This is a genomic window from Rhodococcus sp. 105337, from assembly GCF_012844225.1.
Taxonomy (GTDB): Bacteria; Actinomycetota; Actinomycetes; order Mycobacteriales; family Mycobacteriaceae; genus Rhodococcus.
Map to the genome: position 1 here is coordinate 505,042 of NZ_JABAGQ010000002.1, position 17,620 is coordinate 522,661.

General features: G+C 68.0%; 16 protein-coding genes and 1 other RNA gene. 9 read left to right on the plus strand and 8 right to left on the minus strand.

All coding sequences use genetic code 11. The annotated features are described in order from the left end of the window. Nucleotides 1-83: 83 nt before the first annotated feature. Nucleotides 84-602, minus strand: a complete 519-nt coding sequence (locus tag HF886_RS06135; protein ID WP_169651795.1) for a DUF1697 domain-containing protein — start codon at nt 600-602, stop codon at nt 84-86. A gap of 121 nt (nt 603-723) precedes the next feature. Between HF886_RS06135 and rnpB the strand changes: the two genes are divergently transcribed. The 4 genes from rnpB (at nt 724) to HF886_RS06155 (ending at nt 3,643) form a co-directional block, all read left to right on the plus strand. Then, nucleotides 724-1,135: RNase P RNA component class A (rnpB, locus tag HF886_RS06140), an RNA gene on the plus strand. Nucleotides 1,136-1,436: 301 nt separating this feature from the next. Continuing rightward, the gene (locus HF886_RS06145; protein WP_169620231.1) at nt 1,437-1,616 is read left to right on the plus strand and encodes a hypothetical protein; all 180 of its coding nucleotides are present in this window, start codon (nt 1,437-1,439) and stop codon (nt 1,614-1,616) included. Between the two features lie 25 nt (nt 1,617-1,641). Beyond that, on the plus strand, nt 1,642-3,051 hold the full coding sequence (locus HF886_RS06150; protein WP_169651796.1) for an RNB domain-containing ribonuclease: 1,410 nt from the start codon (nt 1,642-1,644) through the stop codon (nt 3,049-3,051). Then, on the plus strand, nt 3,041-3,643 hold the full coding sequence (locus HF886_RS06155) for a CHAP domain-containing protein (protein WP_169651797.1): 603 nt from the start codon (nt 3,041-3,043) through the stop codon (nt 3,641-3,643). The genes HF886_RS06150 and HF886_RS06155 overlap by 11 nt, the downstream gene beginning before the upstream one ends. Before the next feature lie 12 nt (nt 3,644-3,655). Here the strand turns inward: HF886_RS06155 and pip are convergent, their stop codons facing one another. The 3 genes from pip to panB form a co-directional block, all read right to left on the minus strand. After that, complete coding sequence (gene pip, locus HF886_RS06160; RefSeq protein WP_169651798.1) at nt 3,656-4,618, minus strand: prolyl aminopeptidase; 963 nt, start codon at nt 4,616-4,618, stop codon at nt 3,656-3,658. Then, nucleotides 4,618-5,061: a hypothetical protein gene (locus HF886_RS06165; protein WP_169651799.1), complete on the minus strand. Its 444-nt coding sequence runs from the start codon at nt 5,059-5,061 to the stop codon at nt 4,618-4,620. Before HF886_RS06165 ends, pip begins: the two co-directional genes overlap by 1 nt. Nucleotides 5,062-5,236: 175 nt before the next feature. Further along, nucleotides 5,237-6,085, minus strand: coding sequence for a 3-methyl-2-oxobutanoate hydroxymethyltransferase (gene panB, locus HF886_RS06170; RefSeq protein ID WP_169651800.1), 849 nt, complete (start codon nt 6,083-6,085; stop codon nt 5,237-5,239). 156 nt (nt 6,086-6,241) lie between these two features. Here panB and HF886_RS06175 point away from each other — a divergent pair, with 156 nt between their 5' ends. The 3 genes from HF886_RS06175 to HF886_RS06185 all read left to right on the plus strand — a co-directional run bounded on the left by HF886_RS06175 (nt 6,242) and on the right by HF886_RS06185 (nt 12,248). Next, nucleotides 6,242-7,786 (plus strand): alpha/beta hydrolase, encoded by a 1,545-nt coding sequence (locus tag HF886_RS06175; protein WP_240954915.1) that lies wholly within the window; start codon nt 6,242-6,244, stop codon nt 7,784-7,786. 84 nt (nt 7,787-7,870) lie between these two features. Beyond that, a complete protein-coding gene (gene glnA / locus HF886_RS06180; RefSeq protein WP_169620225.1) occupies nt 7,871-9,208 on the plus strand; it encodes a type I glutamate--ammonia ligase in 1,338 nt (445 codons plus the stop codon). A gap of 25 nt (nt 9,209-9,233) precedes the next feature. Continuing rightward, nucleotides 9,234-12,248 carry a bifunctional [glutamine synthetase] adenylyltransferase/[glutamine synthetase]-adenylyl-L-tyrosine phosphorylase gene (locus HF886_RS06185; RefSeq protein WP_169651844.1) on the plus strand — a complete coding sequence of 1,005 codons (3,015 nt, stop codon included), beginning with the start codon at nt 9,234-9,236 and terminating at the stop codon, nt 12,246-12,248. 12 nt (nt 12,249-12,260) lie between these two features. Here the strand turns inward: HF886_RS06185 and HF886_RS21010 are convergent, their stop codons facing one another. The 4 genes from HF886_RS21010 to HF886_RS06205 form a co-directional block, all read right to left on the minus strand. Further along, on the minus strand, nt 12,261-12,833 hold the full coding sequence (locus tag HF886_RS21010) for a hypothetical protein (protein WP_240954893.1): 573 nt from the start codon (nt 12,831-12,833) through the stop codon (nt 12,261-12,263). A gap of 151 nt (nt 12,834-12,984) precedes the next feature. Further along, entirely contained in the window at nt 12,985-15,168 is a 2,184-nt protein-coding gene (gene katG, locus HF886_RS06195) for a catalase/peroxidase HPI (protein ID WP_346765072.1), read from the minus strand. A gap of 37 nt (nt 15,169-15,205) precedes the next feature. Further along, nucleotides 15,206-15,649, minus strand: coding sequence for a Fur family transcriptional regulator (locus tag HF886_RS06200; protein ID WP_169620224.1), 444 nt, complete (start codon nt 15,647-15,649; stop codon nt 15,206-15,208). Nucleotides 15,650-15,728: 79 nt separating this feature from the next. Beyond that, nucleotides 15,729-16,310 carry a TetR/AcrR family transcriptional regulator gene (locus HF886_RS06205; protein WP_169620223.1) on the minus strand — a complete coding sequence of 194 codons (582 nt, stop codon included), beginning with the start codon at nt 16,308-16,310 and terminating at the stop codon, nt 15,729-15,731. A gap of 86 nt (nt 16,311-16,396) precedes the next feature. Between HF886_RS06205 and HF886_RS06210 the strand changes: the two genes are divergently transcribed. Both HF886_RS06210 and HF886_RS20895 read left to right on the plus strand, forming a co-directional pair. After that, nucleotides 16,397-17,188 carry an MFS transporter gene (locus tag HF886_RS06210; protein ID WP_206038553.1) on the plus strand — a complete coding sequence of 264 codons (792 nt, stop codon included), beginning with the start codon at nt 16,397-16,399 and terminating at the stop codon, nt 17,186-17,188. 18 nt (nt 17,189-17,206) lie between these two features. Continuing rightward, nucleotides 17,207-17,539 (plus strand): hypothetical protein, encoded by a 333-nt coding sequence (locus HF886_RS20895; RefSeq protein ID WP_206038554.1) that lies wholly within the window; start codon nt 17,207-17,209, stop codon nt 17,537-17,539. Nucleotides 17,540-17,620: the final 81 nt, after the last annotated feature.

Sequence of the window (17,620 nt, forward strand, 5' to 3'; positions counted from 1 at the left end):
TTGATGTGCCGCGACTGCGGCCCCCGGGGAGGCTAACTGCACTTACGAGGACGTCCGAGGATTTGCTTACTTGTGGTGACAAGTCACAGTAACTTGCGGAGTGTTTTCAGATTTCGAGAGGTGGTGACCGCCTTGTACCGACCGGACCCGGTCTTCTTCCCGAGTGCGCTGTCGAGAGTGTTCCCCTTCTCGACCTGCCAGTAGAGGACACCCGCACCCGGTGCGGCGCACTCGACGTCACCGTCGAGACGGTTCGCATCCGCAGCCAGGGCGTCGAGAACATCGGGGTCGGACACGAACACCACATAGGAATGCCGATCCTCGCGGTCTCCGAAGGGGTAGGCCGCCACGATGTCCGCCACCCGGGACTGCTCGACGACGAAGGTGTAGGCGTCGTACCCGAAGCGATCGGTCAGCGCGCGTTCGAGGGCGGGTTTCAGCGACGAGGCATCGTCGTCGGAGTCGAACAGCACGTTGCCCGACGCGAGCACGGTGCGGACGTCGCGATGTCCGGCCGCGGAGAACAACTCCGCCAGATCGGCCATCTTGATCCGGATACCGCCGACGTTGATCCCGCGCAGGAAAGCGACGTACCGAGTCATGCGGTTCACGGTAGTTCTCACGCGGCGGGTCGGGAGTCCGATACGCAGTGGTCGCACGGTGGCAGACGGCACGGGGTCCGTGCGTCGCATCCCCGCGGGGGCGCTACGCTGTCCGGGCGGACGAGTTGGCCGGGCGACCGCGGAACAGGGAACCGGCACCGGACGGTGTCAGGCCCTGCGTCGAGGAAAGTCCGGACTCCACAGAGCAGGGCGGTTGTTAACGGCAACCCGAGGTGACTCGCGGGACAGTGCCACAGAAAACAGACCGCCTGCCCCTCGCGGGCAGGTAAGGGTGAAACGGTGCGGTAAGAGCGCACCAGCACCCCGGGTGACCGGGGTGGCTAGGTAAACCCCGCCCGGAGCAAGGTTGAAGGTCGCATCGCTGCGCGGTGCGTCTGCGCAGGTGCTCGAGGGCTGCTCGCCCGAGCCTGCGGGTGAACCGCTCGAGGTACCCGGCAACGGTGTGCCCAGATGGATGGTCGCCACCCCGCTTCGGCGGGGGACAGGATCCGGCTTACAGGCCGACTCGTCCGCCCTGCATTCCTGTCCCACCCCGCCGACGCGCGTGCCCGCCCCGGTCGGTCGACGGCATCGCCGCCGCCGGGAGTCGGTCAGAGTGGTCCGACGACCAGCAGGTGCGCCCAGTACGAGGCGGACTCGGGGCCTACATAGGGCAGCAGTGCATCGAAAAGGATGTACGACACGTGTGATCTCCTTCGGTCGGTAACGATCTTGCGGTCCGGCCGACGCTACCAGCTGCGCCGGTAGCCGAGTTTCGCCGAAACCGCGCCCGATATACCGGGTATCGCGCCGCTGTTCGGGCACACTGGGGCCATGAGTGACGACGGTTGGTATTTCGATGTGAAGACCGGCAAGGTGACCCAGGGCAAAGATCCCAGCGCCCTCAACCGCATGGGTCCGTACCCCGACCGGGAGACCGCCATGCGGGCCCTCGACATCGCTGCCGCCCGCAACAAGGCAGCCGACGACGCGGACGACGAATGGAACAAGTGATCGCGCGACGAGGAGCCCCGCCGCTTTGGTGACCACACCCATCGTCGTCGCACCGGAGATCGATTTCACCGGTGTCCGCGCCGAGTTCGGCCTCGTCGACGAATTCCCCGACGAGGCGCTCGCAGAGGCCCGGACGGCGACCGACAGATTCGCTTCGGAGCGCGACGATCGCACAGATCTGCCCGTGGTGACGATCGATCCACCCGGTTCGATGGACCTCGACCAGGCACTCCACCTCGAGCGCACCGACACCGGATTCGTGCTCCACTACGCGATCGCCGACGTGTACGCGGTCGTCGAACCCGGCGGTGCGCTGGATCTCGAGACGCACCGCCGCGCGCAGACCTTCTACCTTCCCGACGGGTCGGTGCCGCTGCACCCGCGGGTGTTGTCGGAGAACGCGGCCAGTCTGCTCCCGGGCGCGGTGCGACCGGCCGTGTTGTGGCGCATCGAGATGGACGAGTACGCAGAGCCCGTCGCAATCTCCGTGTCGCGGGCACGCGTCCGTTCGGTGGCGCGACTCGACTATGCCGGTGTGCAGCGCGATGCCGATGCCGGCACCCTCCATCCGTCGATCGCGGCGCTACCCGAGTTCGGGCGGTTGCGCGAAGTCGCGGCGCGGGCACGGGGTGCGATCGAACTGAGACTGCCCGAACAGGACGTGGTCGAAGACGGTGACGGCTGGCGACTCGACATCGAACCGCGCACCGAGGCCGACGACTGGAACTCGCATGTGTCGCTGCTGACCGGAATGTGCGCGGCGCGCATCATGATCGACGCGAAGACCGGGCTGCTGCGCACATTGCCGCCCGCCGATCCCGACGCTGTCGCCTCTCTCCGCCGAACCGCCTGTTTGCTGGGCGTCGAGTGGCCCGGCGACATGTCGGTGGGCGCGTTCCTCGCCGGTCTCGACGCGAATCTGCCCACCACGCTCGTTCTCATGAGCGAGGCGCCGACGCTGCTGCGCGGCGCGTCCTACGTCGCATTCGACGGAGAACTGCCGGAACTGACGGTGCACGGCGCGATCGGCGCCGCCTACGCGCACGTCACCGCGCCGCTGCGCCGGCTGTCCGACCGTTACGCCACCGAGGTGTGCCTTGCGGTGTCCTCGGGCACCGAGTTGCCCGGCGACGTGCGCGACACCCTGGGTCTGCTGCCGAAGATCATGTCCTCGTCCGATTCGCTCGCCGGCAAGGTCGGGCGCGCGTGCATCGACCTCGCCGAGGCGGTCGTGTTGTCGTCGCGGGTGGGGGAGACCTTCGAAGCCACGGTTCTCAAAGACGCCACCGAGCGACGCGACGCCGAGATCTTCATCCCGTCGGAGACGGTGATCGCGCAGTGCACCGGGACGCCCGCGGAGGGACAGCGCGTCACGGTCCGCCTGGTACTCGCCGACCCGGCGACCCGGAGAGTGCAGTTCGCCTGTGAACCCTGAACGGACCGTCGGGCGCCGACCGTTCGCGACGATCGTGGCGGTCGTGGTGGTCGCCGTCGCTCTTGTCGCCGCAACCGTGTGGTGGAGTGCCCCCAACCGGTTGTTCCCCTGGGACAGTGCATCGTTCCCGGACGTGGACACGTCGGCGTTGTCACCGACGCAGGTGCAGATCGTCGAGCTGCTCGAGGATCAGCACGACGCGCAGCGGCCCGGGACGTTCTACTCCGAGGGCGTCCGGGAGCCGTGGTGTGCGGACTTCGTCAGCTGGATCATGCGGGAAGCCGGTGTGCCCCTGGCTAATCCGCATTCCGGTCACTGGCGTATCCCGGGGGTGTACACGCTCGGGGAGTACTACGAGCAGACCGGCCGCTTCGAACCCTCCGGATCGGGCTACCGCCCCGCCGTCGGCGACGTGGTGCTGTACCACAGCTCCCTCGGTTTCGGGCAGCGCGAACACACCAACATCGTGATCTCGGTGGAGGGCAGCACCGCAACCACTGTGGGTGGCAACGAGTTCGGCAAGATTCGCGTGCACACCCTCGACTGGGAGGACGACGGCGCCGTGGTCGGTTTCGGGCGGTTGCCCGCCTGAACCGGCGGCGGATTACCGGAACCGGTCTGTGGCCTCCAGGAGTTCATGGGTGATACCGGGTTCGGTTGCCGCGTGACCGGCATCGTCGACGATGCGCAGATCGGACTGTGGCCAGGCCCGATGCAGATCCCATGCGCTGCGCGCCGGACACACGACGTCGTAGCGGCCCTGCACGATCACCCCGGGAATGCGGTGCAGCAGATGCGCGTCGCGCAGGATCTGACCGTCCTCGAGAAAACCCCGGTGGTAGAAGTAATGGTTCTCGATCCGCGCGAACGCGAGGGCGAACCGGGGTTCGGAGGTCTCCGCGACGCGGTCGGGATGGGGTAGCAGCGTGCTCGTGGCGCCTTCCCACGTCGACCATGCGATCGCAGCGTCCAGAGCCACGTCCGGGTCGGGGGAGTGCAGCAGGCGATGATAGGTGTCGACGGGATGCTCCCCGGGTTCCGCCGCGGCGAGCGGTGCGGTGAATCCCTCCCACAGGTCTGGGAACACCTCTCCCGCACCGCCGTTGTAGTACCAGTCGATCTCGCTGCGCCGCAGCAGGAAGATTCCGCGCAACACCAGTTCGGTGACGCGGTCGGGGTGTCGCTGGCTGTAGGTGAGCGCGAGGGTCGATCCCCACGAGCCGCCGAAGACGAGCCACTGCTCCACGCCCAGGTGGGTGCGCAGTCGTTCGATGTCGGCGACCAGATGGTCGGTCGTGTTGACCGACAGGTCTGCCCCGTCTGCGACGTGCGGGAGCGATCGGCCGCAACCGCGCTGATCGAACAACACGATGCGGTAGGCATCGGGGTCGAAGAACCGGCGCTGCATCGGCGACACGCCGCCGCCGGGCCCGCCGTGCAGGAACACCGCCGGCTTGCCCGCGGGGTTGCCGCTGACCTCCCAGTACAGTTGCTGACCGTCACCGACGTCGAGCATGCCCTGCTCGTACGGTTCCAGCGGCGGATACAGCTCGCGGCGCTCGTTCATCAGAAACCGACGAGACCGGATGCGAGATCGGGGATTTCGAGTGCGGTGACCGCTTCCTCCCGCACCTCGGGGCACTGCTCGGACGTGATCGTGTCGATCCGTGCCCGATCACCGGCAAGTGCGAGGAGGTCGACGCCGTTTGCCCCTGCCCATTCGCCGATGAGGATGTTGAGCCCACCGCGGCCGACCGACGGGGTGTACGTGCGCCACGGCGACAGTTGCGCCTCCAGCCGGGTGCACAGGTCTTCCGCCTGAGCATCGGTGACGCCGGCATCACCGGACTGCGGAGACCGCGTCGCCGAGGAGGTCGCCTGGGTGGACGACGACAGTTCTGTGCTGGAACCGGTCTGCCCGGACTCGGGCGCCGGAGCGCATGCCCCGAGAACGCCGATCATGGCGGCTGCGACGGCGGCCGCAGCCGGCACCTGTCGGAATCGGTTCATGGATGTACACCTCGTCTGTCGGGGCTCGCGTCGTGGTCGCCGTCGAGTGTGCCACCGAATCCTGAGGGGGTGGTGAGGCCGCCCCGCCGGAACCGGGGGACGAACGTCACACAACGGCAAGCCCTTCCGCGGCGCACCGCAGGAAGGGCTTGTCGTTTGCGCCGAGGGCGTCTGCTCAGAACGAATGCTCGGGACCGGGGAAGGTACCTTCGGCGACCTCGTGCGCGTACTGGGACGCTGCGCGACGCAGTTCGTCGCCGACAGCACCGAACTTCTTGACGAACTTCGCGGTCTTGCCGCTGGTGTAGCCCGCCATGTCCTGCCACACGAGAACCTGCGCGTCGCATTCGCTTCCGGCGCCGATGCCGACCGTCGGGATGGTGAGCTTGCCCGTGACCTGACCGGCCAGTTCGGCAGGCACCATCTCCATCACGACGGAGAATGCGCCGGCTTCCTGAACCGCCATCGCGTCGGCGACGAGCTGCTCGGCACCGTCACCGCGGCCCTGGACGCGGAACCCGCCGAGCGTATTGACCGACTGTGGGGTGAAACCGATGTGCGCCTGCACGGGGATGCCGGCCGCGGTGATCGCCGCGATCTGCGGGGCGACCCGTTCGCCGCCTTCGAGCTTGACGGCGTGGGCGCCGCCTTCCTTCATGAACCGGATGGACGTCGCGAGAGCCTGTTCGGGAGACGCTTCGTAGCTACCGAACGGCAGGTCCGCGATGACGAGAGCGTGCGGCGCGCCCCGCACGACGCCGCGGACCAGGGGGAGCAGTTCGTCGACGGTGACCGGAACGGTGGTGTCGTAGCCGTAGACGACGTTCGCTGCGGAGTCGCCCACGAGGAGGACCAGGATCCCGGCTTCTTCGAAGATTCGGGCCGAGGAGTAGTCGTAGGCGGTCAGTTCCGCCCAGCGGCGGCCTTCGGCCTTCATCGCCTGCAGGTGATGGACTCGAGTCTTGCGCTTGGGGGTATCGGCGGGAGCGGCGCCGCCGTATACGGACGTCATGTTGTCGGACATCGCTGTCCCTTTCTGCCTCGAGGCCCTAGGGGTCCCCGGGTTGGGTGATGACCGTCTCAGTGTGCCACCGCAGGTCGCTGCACAAACACCACGTGGCGGTGCGATTGGTCACAGCGTCGGCGCTCTGTCGGCTCATGGGACGATCGTCGGGTGTCGATGTCCCCCCGTATGCACGTTCTCCGCCTCATGTCGCTCGCCGTTGTCGCAGGTCTCGCCGTCCTGGGCTGCTCGGCGCCGGGCAACAGCACGCAGCCGCCGTCGGATGTCGCGGTGCCGGGCGAACTCGAGAAGTTCTACCGCCAGGCGGTGCGGTGGGAGTCGTGCGCGGGATACGGAACCGACGGTCGCTACCTTGCCCTCAACGGTGTGGAGTGCGCCCGGATCACGGTGCCGCTCGAGTACGACGATCCCGACGGACAGACCGTCTCGCTCGCGTTGTCGCGGTCCCGGGCCGGCGGGGACCGGATCGGTTCACTGCTGACGAACCCCGGCGGGCCGGGCGCGTCGGGGTTGTCGCTCGCGCTGGCCGGAGAAGGCACCCCGCTCGCCGAGCGCTTCGACGTCATCGGGATGGATCCGCGGGGAATCGGCGCCTCGGAACCGCAGATCGTGTGCCGCACGGACGCCGAGACCGACGCCGATCGCGCCCTCGACCCCGGCGACACCACCAGTGAGGGCATCGCGCGAGCCGAGAAACTCAATCGGGAGTACGCGGATCTGTGCGCCGAGCGCACCGGGCCGGAGGTGCTGGCGCACGTCGGCACCCGCGAGGTGGTGCGCGACATGGATGTCGTGCGCGGGGTGCTCGGCGACGATCAGCTCACCTACCTCGGCTACTCGTACGGCACCAGGCTCGGCGCGGAGTACGCCGCAGCGTTTCCCGACCGGGTGCGGGCGATGGTGCTCGACGGTGCCATCGACCCGGACCAGGATCCCGTCGAGGAGATCGTGTTGCAGGCGGAGGGCTTCCAGCGCGCGTTCGAGGAGTTCGCGCGCTACTGCGCCGACTACGACGGATGCCCGCTCGGCGACGATCCTGCGGCGGCAGTGGACCGGTTCCGCGCCCTCGTCGGCCCGCTGCTCGACACACCCGCGCCCACCACCGACCCCCGCGGCCTGAGCTACGGCGACGCGATCACCGGGGTCCAGCAGGGGCTGTACTCACCGTCCTTGTGGGGCTCGTTGCGCGGCGGACTGGACTCGCTTGCGAGCAGCGGTACCGGCGACACGCTCCTGCGGCTCGCCGACCTGTACGAGGGTCGCGGCGACGACGGCACCTACAGCAACATCACCGCCGCGTTCGACGCGGTGCGATGCGTCGACGACGTACCCGTCACCGACCGGGTGCTCGCCGGAGAACTCGACACCCGGTTCCGTGAGGCGGCGCCGTTCCTCGACGACGGGCGCGGCAACGGTTCCGCCGCTCTCGACACGTGTGCTTTCTGGCGCGTCCCGCCCACCGTGGACGGCGAGGATGCGGACCTGTCCGGTCTGGCTCCCGTGCTCGTGGTGTCCACTACCGCCGATCCCGCGACCCCGTATCTCGCGGGAGTCGAGCTCGCGGGTCATCTCGGCGGTGCGCTGCTGAGTTTCGACGGGACCCAGCACACGGTCGTGCTCGACGGCGAGAAATGCGTCGACGACGCTGTGACCAGGTATTTGATCGATCTCGAGGTCCCCGAAACCGATCCTCACTGCTGAATCCGGCACGATGTGAGCGACACGCCACTGTCCCAACGCGCGTATGTAACACGGAATTAACGGATGATGCCTACTCTCGCGGATATGGATCGCCAGAAGGAGTTCGTGCTCCGCACCCTCGAAGAGCGCGACATTCGGTTCGTTCGTCTCTGGTTCACCGACGTCGTCGGCACCCTGAAATCCGTGGCGATCGCCCCGGCCGAACTCGAGGGAGCCTTCGAAGAGGGCATCGGGTTCGACGGTTCGGCGATCGAGGGATTCTCCCGGATCTCGGAAGCCGACATGGTCGCCCGCCCCGACGCGACAACCTTCCAGGTGCTGCCGTGGACCGACGACCGGGGCCACCAGTACTCCGCGCGCATGTTCTGCGACATCACCATGCCGGGTGGAACGCCCAGCTGGGCCGATCCGCGGCACGTGCTGCGGCGTCAGCTCAACAAGGCGTCCGACCTCGGCTTCAGTTGCTACGTGCATCCCGAGATCGAGTTCTTCCTCGTGGAGAACGGTGAAGAGGGTGCCGCGCCGGTGCCCGCCGATACGGGCGGTTACTTCGACCAGTCCGTCCACCGGTCCGCCCCGCACTTCCGGCGCCACGCCATCGACGCGCTCGAGTCGATGGGCATCTCGGTGGAGTTCAGCCACCACGAGACGGCTCCCGGCCAGCAGGAGATCGACCTGCGATACGCCGACGCGCTGTCCATGGCGGACAACGTCATGACCTTCCGCTACGTGGTCAAGGAGATCGCGATGCAGGAGGGCGTGCGCGCCACCTTCATGCCGAAGCCGTTCCGCGAGCACGCGGGCTCGGCCATGCACACCCACATGTCGCTGTTCGAGGGCGAGACCAACGCCTTCCACGACCCCGACGACCCGCTGCAGCTCTCGGCGACCGGCAAGGCGTTCATCGCCGGCATCCTCGAGCATTCCGGCGAGATCAGCGCCGTCACCAACCAGTGGGTCAATTCCTACAAGCGTCTCGTGCACGGCGGCGAAGCGCCGACCGCGGCGTGCTGGGGACCGTCGAACCGCTCGGCTCTGGTCCGTGTCCCGATGTACACGCCCAACAAGGCGTCGTCGCGCCGGGTGGAGATCCGCACCCCGGACTCCGCGTGCAACCCGTACCTGTCGTTCGCGTTGCTCCTCGCGGCGGGCATGCGCGGCATCGAGAAGGGATACGAACTCCCTCCCGAGGCCGAAGACGACGTGTGGTCGCTGACGTCGGCGGAGCGTCGCGCGATGGGGTACCGCGAGCTGCCCACCGATCTCGACATCGCACTTCGCGAGATGGAAAAGTCCGAGCTGGTCGCCGAAACGCTCGGCGAGCACGTGTTCAACTATTTCCTGCGGAACAAGTGGCGCGAGTGGGAGAACTACCGTAGCCAGGTCACGCCTTTCGAGCTCGAGCAGTACCTGGGGCTGTAATCGGCCGGCGATGGCGGATGATGTGGTGGTGAAACCGCCGACTTCTCGTTCCACTGTCCCGGCTCCCGGTCGGCTCGGCCTCGTCGAGCCGACCGCGCCAGAAGAGCTGCAACGGCTCGGCTGGAACGACGCCGACAGCGTCGAACTGCTGTGGGCGCTGTCCCGCGCCGCCAATGCGGATCTGGCGCTGCGGACCCTGGCGCGCCTCGCAGACAGTCTCGGTGACGACGGCTGGGCCGAACTCGATGCCGCGCTGCGTGCCGACAAGGGCCTTCGCGGCCGGCTGTTCGGCCTGTTCGGGGCGTCGTCCGCGTTCGGTGACCACGTGGTCGCGAATCCTGCCTGCTGGCGGCTGCTCGAAGGTTCCCTGGATCTGCCCGACAAGCACACCTTCACCGCGAGGATGCTCGACAGCGTCGGCGGGTATCCCGAGCCGGGCGGTCGCGTCGGCCGCCTGCTCTACCGCGCAGAGAAAACCGGGCCCGCGGCGGTCGCAGCCTTGCGGACCGCCTATCGCGACCAGCTCATGATCATCGCGGCGGCCGACCTCGCCGCGACCGTCGAGAACGAGCCGGTCCTTCCGTACCTCGAGGTCGGGGCGCTGCTCGCCGACCTCGCCGACGCCGCCCTCACCGCGGCCCTCGCGGTCGCCGTGACGACGGTGGTTCCCGACGAGCCGTGCCCGATCCACCTGGCGGTCATCGCCATGGGCAAATGCGGAGCGCGGGAACTGAACTACGTGAGCGATGTCGACGTGGTCTTCGTCGCCGAACCCGCGGATGCGCGCGCAAGCCGGATCGCGGGCGAAATGATGCGTATCGGCACCTCCGCCTTCTTCGAGGTCGATGCCGCGCTGCGCCCGGAAGGCAAGAGCGGTGAGCTGGTGCGCACCCTCGAGTCGCACATCGCGTATTACAACCGGTGGGCCAAGACGTGGGAGTTCCAGGCGCTCCTCAAGGCCCGGCCGATGGCCGGCGACTTCGATCTCGGCCGCCGGTACGTCGAAGCGCTGAGCCCGATGGTGTGGACAGCCTCCGAGCGCGAGGACTTCGTCCCGGAAGTCCAGGCGATGCGCCGGCGCGTCGAGGACCTGGTGCCCGCAGAACTGCAGGAACGCGAACTCAAGCTCGGCCGCGGCAGCATCCGCGACGTCGAATTCGCCGTCCAGCTGCTCCAACTCGTACACGGCCGCGTCGACGAGTCGCTGCGGGTCCCCAACACGGTCGAGGCGCTCGGTGCGCTCGCCGACGGTGGCTACATCGGCCGCGACGACGCCGCGAACCTCCGCGCGTCGTACGAGTTCCTCCGGTTGCTCGAGCACCGCCTCCAGCTCCAGCGACTCAAGCGCACCCACACGCTGCCGCCCGCGGACGACCGGGAGGCGCTGCGCTGGCTCGCCCGTGCGTCGCACATGCGTGCGGACGGGCGGAAGGATGCGCTCGGCGTGCTCGAATCCGAGATCAAGCGCAACTCGTCGCGGGTACGGAAACTGCACGCGAAACTGTTCTACCGGCCGTTGCTCGAGTCGGTGAGCAAGCTCGACAAGGAGGCCGTACGGCTCTCGCCCGACGCGGCCGTCCGTCAGCTCGCCGCCCTCGGGTACAGCGCGCCCTCGCACGCGCTCGACCATCTGACAGCCTTGTCCGGCGGCGCGTCCCGTAAGGCGCGGATCCAGGCGATGCTGCTTCCGCAACTGCTCGAATACCTCGCCGACACAGTCGATCCCGATGCCGGACTGCTGGCCTACCGCCGTTTGTCCGACGCGCTGTACGACACCGTGTGGTTCCTGCGGGTGCTCCGCGACGAGCCGGCGGTGGCGGAACGCCTCATGACGGTGCTCGGATCGTCGGCGTACGTGTCGGACCTGCTCGTGAAGTCGCCCGAGGTGCTGCGCTTGTACGCCGACGGCCCGAACGGTCCGAGGTTGCTCGAACCGAAGCCTCCGGAAGTCGCCCGCGCGCTGGTCGCGTCGTCGTCCCGCTACGGCGACCCGGCGCGTGCGATCCTCGCCGCCCGCTCGTTGCGCCGCGCCGAACTGGCCCGGATCGCGAGTGCGGACATCCTCGGGATGCTCGACGTCCCCCAGGTGTGCGAAGCACTGTCGACGGTGTGGTCCGGGGTGCTCGAGGCCGCACTCACCGCCGTCATTCGCGCGTCGGAAAGCTCACGGGGACCGGCCCCCGCGCGCATCGCCGTGATCGGGATGGGTCGTCTCGGAGGTGCCGAACTGGGCTACGGCTCCGACGCCGATGTGCTGTTCGTCTGTGAACCGCACGCGGACGCCGACGACACCGACGCCGTGAAATGGGCGACGACCGTTGCCGAACAGGTCCGCAAGTTCCTCGGCGCGCCGAGCACCGATCCGCCGCTCGAGGTCGACCTGAACCTGCGGCCGGAAGGCCGTAGCGGACCGCTGGTGCGCACGCTCACCTCCTATGAGGCGTACTACACCCAGTGGGCCGAGGTGTGGGAGGTGCAGGCGCTCCTGCGGGCGCACGCTGTCGCCGGCGACCCAGACCTGGGCACGCGCTTTCTGCGCATGATCGACAAGGTCCGCTACCCGGAGGGTGGGCTGTCTCAGGAGGCGGTCCGCGAGATCCGCCGGATCAAGGCACGCGTCGATTCGGAGCGTCTCCCCCGCGGAGCCGACCCCGCCACCCACACGAAGCTGGGCCGCGGGGGACTTGCCGATATCGAATGGACGGTGCAGTTGCTGCAGTTGCAGCACGCGCACCACATCGGGGCGCTGCACAACACGTCGACGCTCGAGACCTTGGACGCGATCGGTGCGGCCGAGTTGATCAGCGCCGGGGATGTGGAGTTGCTGCGCGACGCGTGGATCACCGCCACCAGTGCACGCAACGCATTGGTGCTCGTGCGGGGTAAGCGCGCCGACCAATTGCCCGGCCCGGGAAGGCTTCTCACAGCGGTCGCGAGAGTGACAGGGTGGCAGGGCGAAGACGCCTCGGAGTATCTCGACCACTATCTGCGCGTGACCCGTCGTGCGCGAGCAGTGGTCGAGCGGGTGTTCGGTGCCTGACGGCGGCGGGGGTCAGTCGCAGAAGACGACCAGGGCAACCCCGCGCCAGACCTCCGTCTCGGTCTTGTCCCACTCTTCGGCGTCGGCGTCCCACGAGTATTCGACTTCGGTGTCGTAGCCGCGGTCGCGCTGCTCGGTCACGTTGCAGTTCCGCAGGGTGCTGCCCGCGCGGCTGAGGATGATGTATTCGACGCCGGCCTCGGACAGTGTTGCTTCGGCTTGCTCCTGGGACATTCCGACGGTCGAGATATCTGTCTGGGCACCGGCCACACCGGCGCCGATAGTGCTTATGAGCAGGGCGGCAGAGCATGCCGCAGCCCTGAGGATGTTTCTGCGCATCACGATCTCCTCCGGGAGACATGTCGTGCGGAGGTACTCGGCCGGGCACGAGCCCGGGTTCGACAGGGCCGAACGCGCAGGACGGTCTCGCACGACGACCGGATACGCAACGACAGGCGTCGCGTCGGCAACGGACGCGGCGACCGGAGAATCCGGTGCCGTGACGCAGGCGGCGTATCCCTGTCTTTGCCCCGACGCAAAGAAAACGTTCTCCATCACCTGAGGCGTGATCGAAGTCACCCTCACGGCACTACAAGGGTACGCCGGTGCGGCGGGTCCCCGCGCCGCTTCGCCTCGGCACCGGCCACACGGCCCCCACACGACGAAGCCACCCGCCGAAGTGCGACGGGTGGCTTCGGTGTCGCGGTGCCGTCCGGCGGCACCGTTCCCGGACGGCTCAGGCCAGATCGAACCGATCGAGATTCATCACCTTGGTCCACGCCTTCACGAAGTCCTGCACGAACTGCGGCTGCGCGTCGTCGGTGGCGTACGCCTGGGACAGCGCCCGCAGTTGGGAGTTCGCGCCGAACACCAGATCGACGGCGGTCGCCGTCCACTTGACCTCGTCGGTTCCGCGCGCGCGGCCCTCGTAAATCCCCTCCGACGACTCCGACACCTTCCACTCCGTGCCCATGTCGAGCAGATTACGGAAGAAGTCGGTGGTGAGCACCTGAGGCCGATCGGTGAGCACGCCGTGGTTGCTGCCGCCGTGATTGGTTCCGAGGGCACGGAGCCCGCCGACGAGCACCGTCATCTCGGGGGCGGTCAGTGTCAGGAAATTCGCACGTTCGAGGAGCAGCTTTTCCGGAGGAAGCTTCTCCCCGCCCTGCAGGAAATTGCGGAACCCGTCGCTCTTCGGCTCGAGCACCGAGAACGACTCGACGTCGGTCATCTCCTGGGACGCGTCCGTCCGGCCCGGAGCGAACGGCACCGTGATGTCGTGTCCGGCCGCCTTGGCTGCCTTCTCGACCGCAGCACTACCCGCGAGCACGATCAGGTCCGCGAGCGAGACCTTCTTGTTTCCCGTCGCCGAGCTGTTGAAGTCGTCACGGATGCGTTCGAGCACCGGCAACACCGCGTTCAGCTGGGCAGGTTCGTTGGTCTCCCAGTTCTTCTGCGGCTCGAGGCGGACACGTGCGCCGTTCGCGCCGCCGCGCATATCGGTGCCGCGGAAACTTGCCGCCGACGCCCACGCGGTGGCCACCAACTGCGGGATGGTCAGCCCGGAGTCGAGGACCGTGCTCTTGAGCGACGCGATCTCGTCGTCGCCGATCAGCTCGTGATCGACGTCGGGCACCGGGTCCTGCCAGAGCTGCGGCTCCGGGATCCACGGCCCGAGGTACCGCGAGAGCGGTCCCATGTCGCGGTGCAGCAGCTTGTACCAGGCCTTGGCGAACTCGGCTTCGAGTTCCTCGGGGTGGTCGAGCCAGCGCCGGGTGATCTCGCCGTAGATCGGGTCGTATCGCAGCGCGAGGTCGCTAGTAAGCATGCCGGGCGCATGCTTTTTCGCCGAATCGAACGGATCGGGCACGATATCCGACCCGGCGTTGTCCTTCGGTGTCCACTGCCATGCCCCGGCAGGACTCTTGGTCTTTTCCCACTCGAACCCGTACAGCATTTCGAGGAAGGTGTTGTCCCACTTCGTCGGGGTGGGTGTCCAGATGACCTCGAGTCCGCTGGTGATCGTGTCGGGTCCCTTGCCCGTGCCGTACGAGTTCTTCCAGCCGAGACCTTGTTGTTCCAGCGGCGCAGCTTCGGGTTCGGGACCGAGATTGTCGGCGGGCGCAGCACCGTGCGTCTTGCCGACGGTGTGGCCGCCGACGATCAACGCGGCGGTCTCTACGTCGTTCATCGCCATACGGGCGAACGTCTCTCGAATGTCGCGGCCCGACGCGAGGATCTCCGGATTACCGTTCGGGCCTTCCGGATTGACGTAGATCAGCCCCATCTGGACCGCGCCCAGCGGGCCCTGCAGTTCGCGCTCGCCGGCGTAACGCTCGTCGCCCAACCAGGTGTCCTCCGGGCCCCAGAACACCTCGTCGGCTTCCCAGATGTCTTCGCGGCCGAATGCGAACCCGAACGTCTTGAATCCCATCGACTCGTAGGCGCAGTTGCCGGCGAAGACGATGAGGTCGGCCCACGAGAGGCTGCGTCCGTACTTCTGTTTGATAGGCCACAGCAGCCGACGCGCCTTGTCGAGACTGACGTTGTCGGGCCAGCTGTTCAGCGGAGCGAAGCGCTGCGCGCCCTTGCCTCCGCCGCCCCGGCCGTCGGCGATGCGGTACGTGCCCGCGGAGTGCCAGCTCATGCGGATGAAGAGGCCGCCGTAGTGCCCGAAGTCTGCGGGCCACCAGTCCTGGGAGTCGGTCATCAGCGCGATGAGGTCCTGGCGGAGCGCGTCGACGTCGAGGTTCTCGAACTCCTTCCGGTAGTCGAAGTCGGGTGGCATGGGGTTGGCCATAGGGGAGTGCTGGTGCAGGACTTGGAGGTCCAGCTGATCCGGCCACCAGTCCAGGGCGGTCCTGGGGCGATGGGGCTGCGGCTTGGGGGAGGGGACTGCCGGGTTTTCGCTTTCGGACACTGCGGGTTCCTTCCGGATCTGGGTGGATCGGACAGATTCAGGGCTGTGGTCGCGAAGCTGCCGATGAGGAGCAGCCGGGGCACAGACCCCAGAAGACGACCTCGGTTTCGTCAACGGCGAAATCGCCGTCGTCGTACCCGGTGAGACAGGGTGTGTCACCGGTCGCGCTGTTCACGTCTGCAATGACTCCGCACGCCCGGCAGACGAGATGGTGATGGTTGTCGCCGACGCGGGCCTCGTACCGCGCATGGGATCCCGACGGCTCGATCCGCCGGAGCATCCCCCGTGACGTCATCGCGTGGAGTACGTCGTAGACGGTCTGGCGAGAAATGCCGGGAAGCGCGGTGCGCACCGTGTCGAAGATCGTCTCGGCGTCGGCGTGCGGGTGTGTACCGGCGGCGTCGAGGACAGCGACTCGCTGGCGCGTCACGCGGAGACCTGCTGCGCGCAACTGCTGTGCTGCTTCCCTCGAGGTGGGCACCAGACCACTATGACCCACGTTTCTGGAATGAGTCGCGATTTCGGCCGATCCGTCGCGCAAGCAGCCCGCGCGGTCGCGGTCAGCCCTGGCTGTGGACCCGGACTGCCGCAGCGGCCAGTCGGCGTCCGGTCTCGATCGGCGCCGCCGGCCGGCCGCGGAGGAACGCTACGAGGGTGCCGTTGTAGGCCATGAGCACCTCGTCGGCGAGATCCTGGGCACGTGCCCCGGCCAGAGGACTGGAGAAGTGCAGAAGCCGGGTGGTGAGCAGTTCGGTGTCCGCGGAAAGGATCCGGCGGATGTCGTCCGTCGCGTCGGGAAGTTCGGTGGCGGTGGCCAGGAAGGCGCACCAGCGCCCGGGAGCGCCGCGTGTGTCGCGGTAGTCGGCAAGGGCGTCGAACAGTGCCAGCAACCGCGACGTGTCGTCGTCGGCCGCGATGATGTGCTGGTCCCATACGGCCTGCCAGTCCGCCAGCCGAAGCCGCAATACCTCGGCGACGAGTGCGTCCTTGCTGCCGAACTGCGCATACAACGTCGCTGCCGAGACTTCGGCGCGTCGCAGCAACTCGTCCACGGACGTGGCGCGGATGCCGCGGTCGAACAGCATGCTCTCGGCCGCGTCGAGCAGTCGGGTGCGTGCGGGGGATCGCTGGGCTACGGACACCATCCCACTGTAACGCTCGTTCTGACAGAGGCTCCGTTTCGGAGTACTGTAACGAGCGTTCTGGTTCTGGCTCGGTCGGAGGTGCGATGCGAACCCTCGTGGTCAGCGGCATGGCTCTGATCGCGGCGACCTACGGGTTGGCGCGCTTCGGCTACGGACTCTTCCTCCCACGCTTCACCGAGACCTTCCAGATGGGCTCCACCCTCGCCGGAGCCGTTCAGGCGGGAAGCTTCCTCTCCTATTGCTGTGCGGCTCTGACTGCCACGCGTCTCGGTGCGCGCCCCCGCCTGGTCGTGGTCTGCGCCGGATCGACGGCAACCGTGGGAGCCGCAGGCGTTGCGCTGGCACCGCACGTCGGCCTCTTTGCGCTGGGCGTGATCGTCGCCGGGGCAGGTGCCGGGTTCGCGACTCCGGGGCTCGTCACTCTCATCGAACGCAACGTCGCCGCCGCGCGGCAAGAGAACGCGCAGACCGTCGTCAACGCCGGCACCGGCGCCGGAATCGTCGTCGCGGGCATCCTTCTGATCCTGACCGCTGGGCACTGGCGTGTCGGATGGCTGGTCATCGCGCTCGCGGCCGGGCTCGCAACGGTCGCAACTCTGCGCGCCGACCGGTCGACGCCGCGTCGCCGTCGGTCCGCTCGTCCGTCCCGGGTGAAAGCCGACGACGTGGCGGCCCTCGCCCGTCCGCTCGTGGGCGCGACGCTGGCCGGTGCGTCGAGCGCCGCGATCTGGACCTTCGGGCGCTCGGTGATGGCCGATTCCGGAGCAGGCGACGAGACCTTGTCCATCGCGGCCTGGATGGTCCTCGGGGCATTCGGGATACTCGGCGCCGCCGCGGGGAAGATCGTGCAGACCTGGAGCCTGCGAGTTGCCTAGGTCGCCACGACCGCGGTCATGGCGACAGCGACCGTCCTGCTCGGGGTGGCTCCCGGCACACCACCCGCGGCGTACGTCTCGGTGGCAGCGTTCGGGGCGGGCTACACCGCGATGAGCGGGGTCCTCATCGTCTGGGCGGTGCGGGTGGTGCCGGATCTCGCCGCCGAGGGGACTGTCGTGCTGTTCATCGCCCTGGCTGTCGGGCAGGCGGCCGGTTCGGTAGCGCTCGGAGTGCTGCTGGGAGCATCACCGGTCCTCGCCTTCGTAGTTGCCGGCGCGCTCGGGATCCTCGCCGTGCTGCCGGCCGTCCGTGACCCCGCCGCAGCAGGGTCGAGGCGCGCGACGCGGTGAGTGTCGGGGTCCCCCCGTCGGTGCCGGGATTACAAGACTTGCCTATGCAGGCAGGAGCAGATACGCCGACCCATCACCGAT

Coding starts and splice junctions, on each gene's coding strand:
- HF886_RS06210 (WP_206038553.1), top strand. CDS start 16,397: ATGCGAACCCTCGTGGTCAGCGGCATGGCTCTGATCGCGGCGACCTAC.
- HF886_RS06145 (WP_169620231.1), top strand. CDS start 1,437: ATGAGTGACGACGGTTGGTATTTCGATGTGAAGACCGGCAAGGTGACC.
- HF886_RS06135 (WP_169651795.1), bottom strand. CDS start 602: ATGACTCGGTACGTCGCTTTCCTGCGCGGGATCAACGTCGGCGGTATC.
- HF886_RS20895 (WP_206038554.1), top strand. CDS start 17,207: ATGGCGACAGCGACCGTCCTGCTCGGGGTGGCTCCCGGCACACCACCC.
- glnA (WP_169620225.1), top strand. CDS start 7,871: ATGGATCGCCAGAAGGAGTTCGTGCTCCGCACCCTCGAAGAGCGCGAC.
- HF886_RS06165 (WP_169651799.1), bottom strand. CDS start 5,061: ATGAACCGATTCCGACAGGTGCCGGCTGCGGCCGCCGTCGCAGCCGCC.
- pip (WP_169651798.1), bottom strand. CDS start 4,618: ATGAACGAGCGCCGCGAGCTGTATCCGCCGCTGGAACCGTACGAGCAG.
- HF886_RS06175 (WP_240954915.1), top strand. CDS start 6,242: ATGTCCCCCCGTATGCACGTTCTCCGCCTCATGTCGCTCGCCGTTGTC.
- panB (WP_169651800.1), bottom strand. CDS start 6,085: ATGTCCGACAACATGACGTCCGTATACGGCGGCGCCGCTCCCGCCGAT.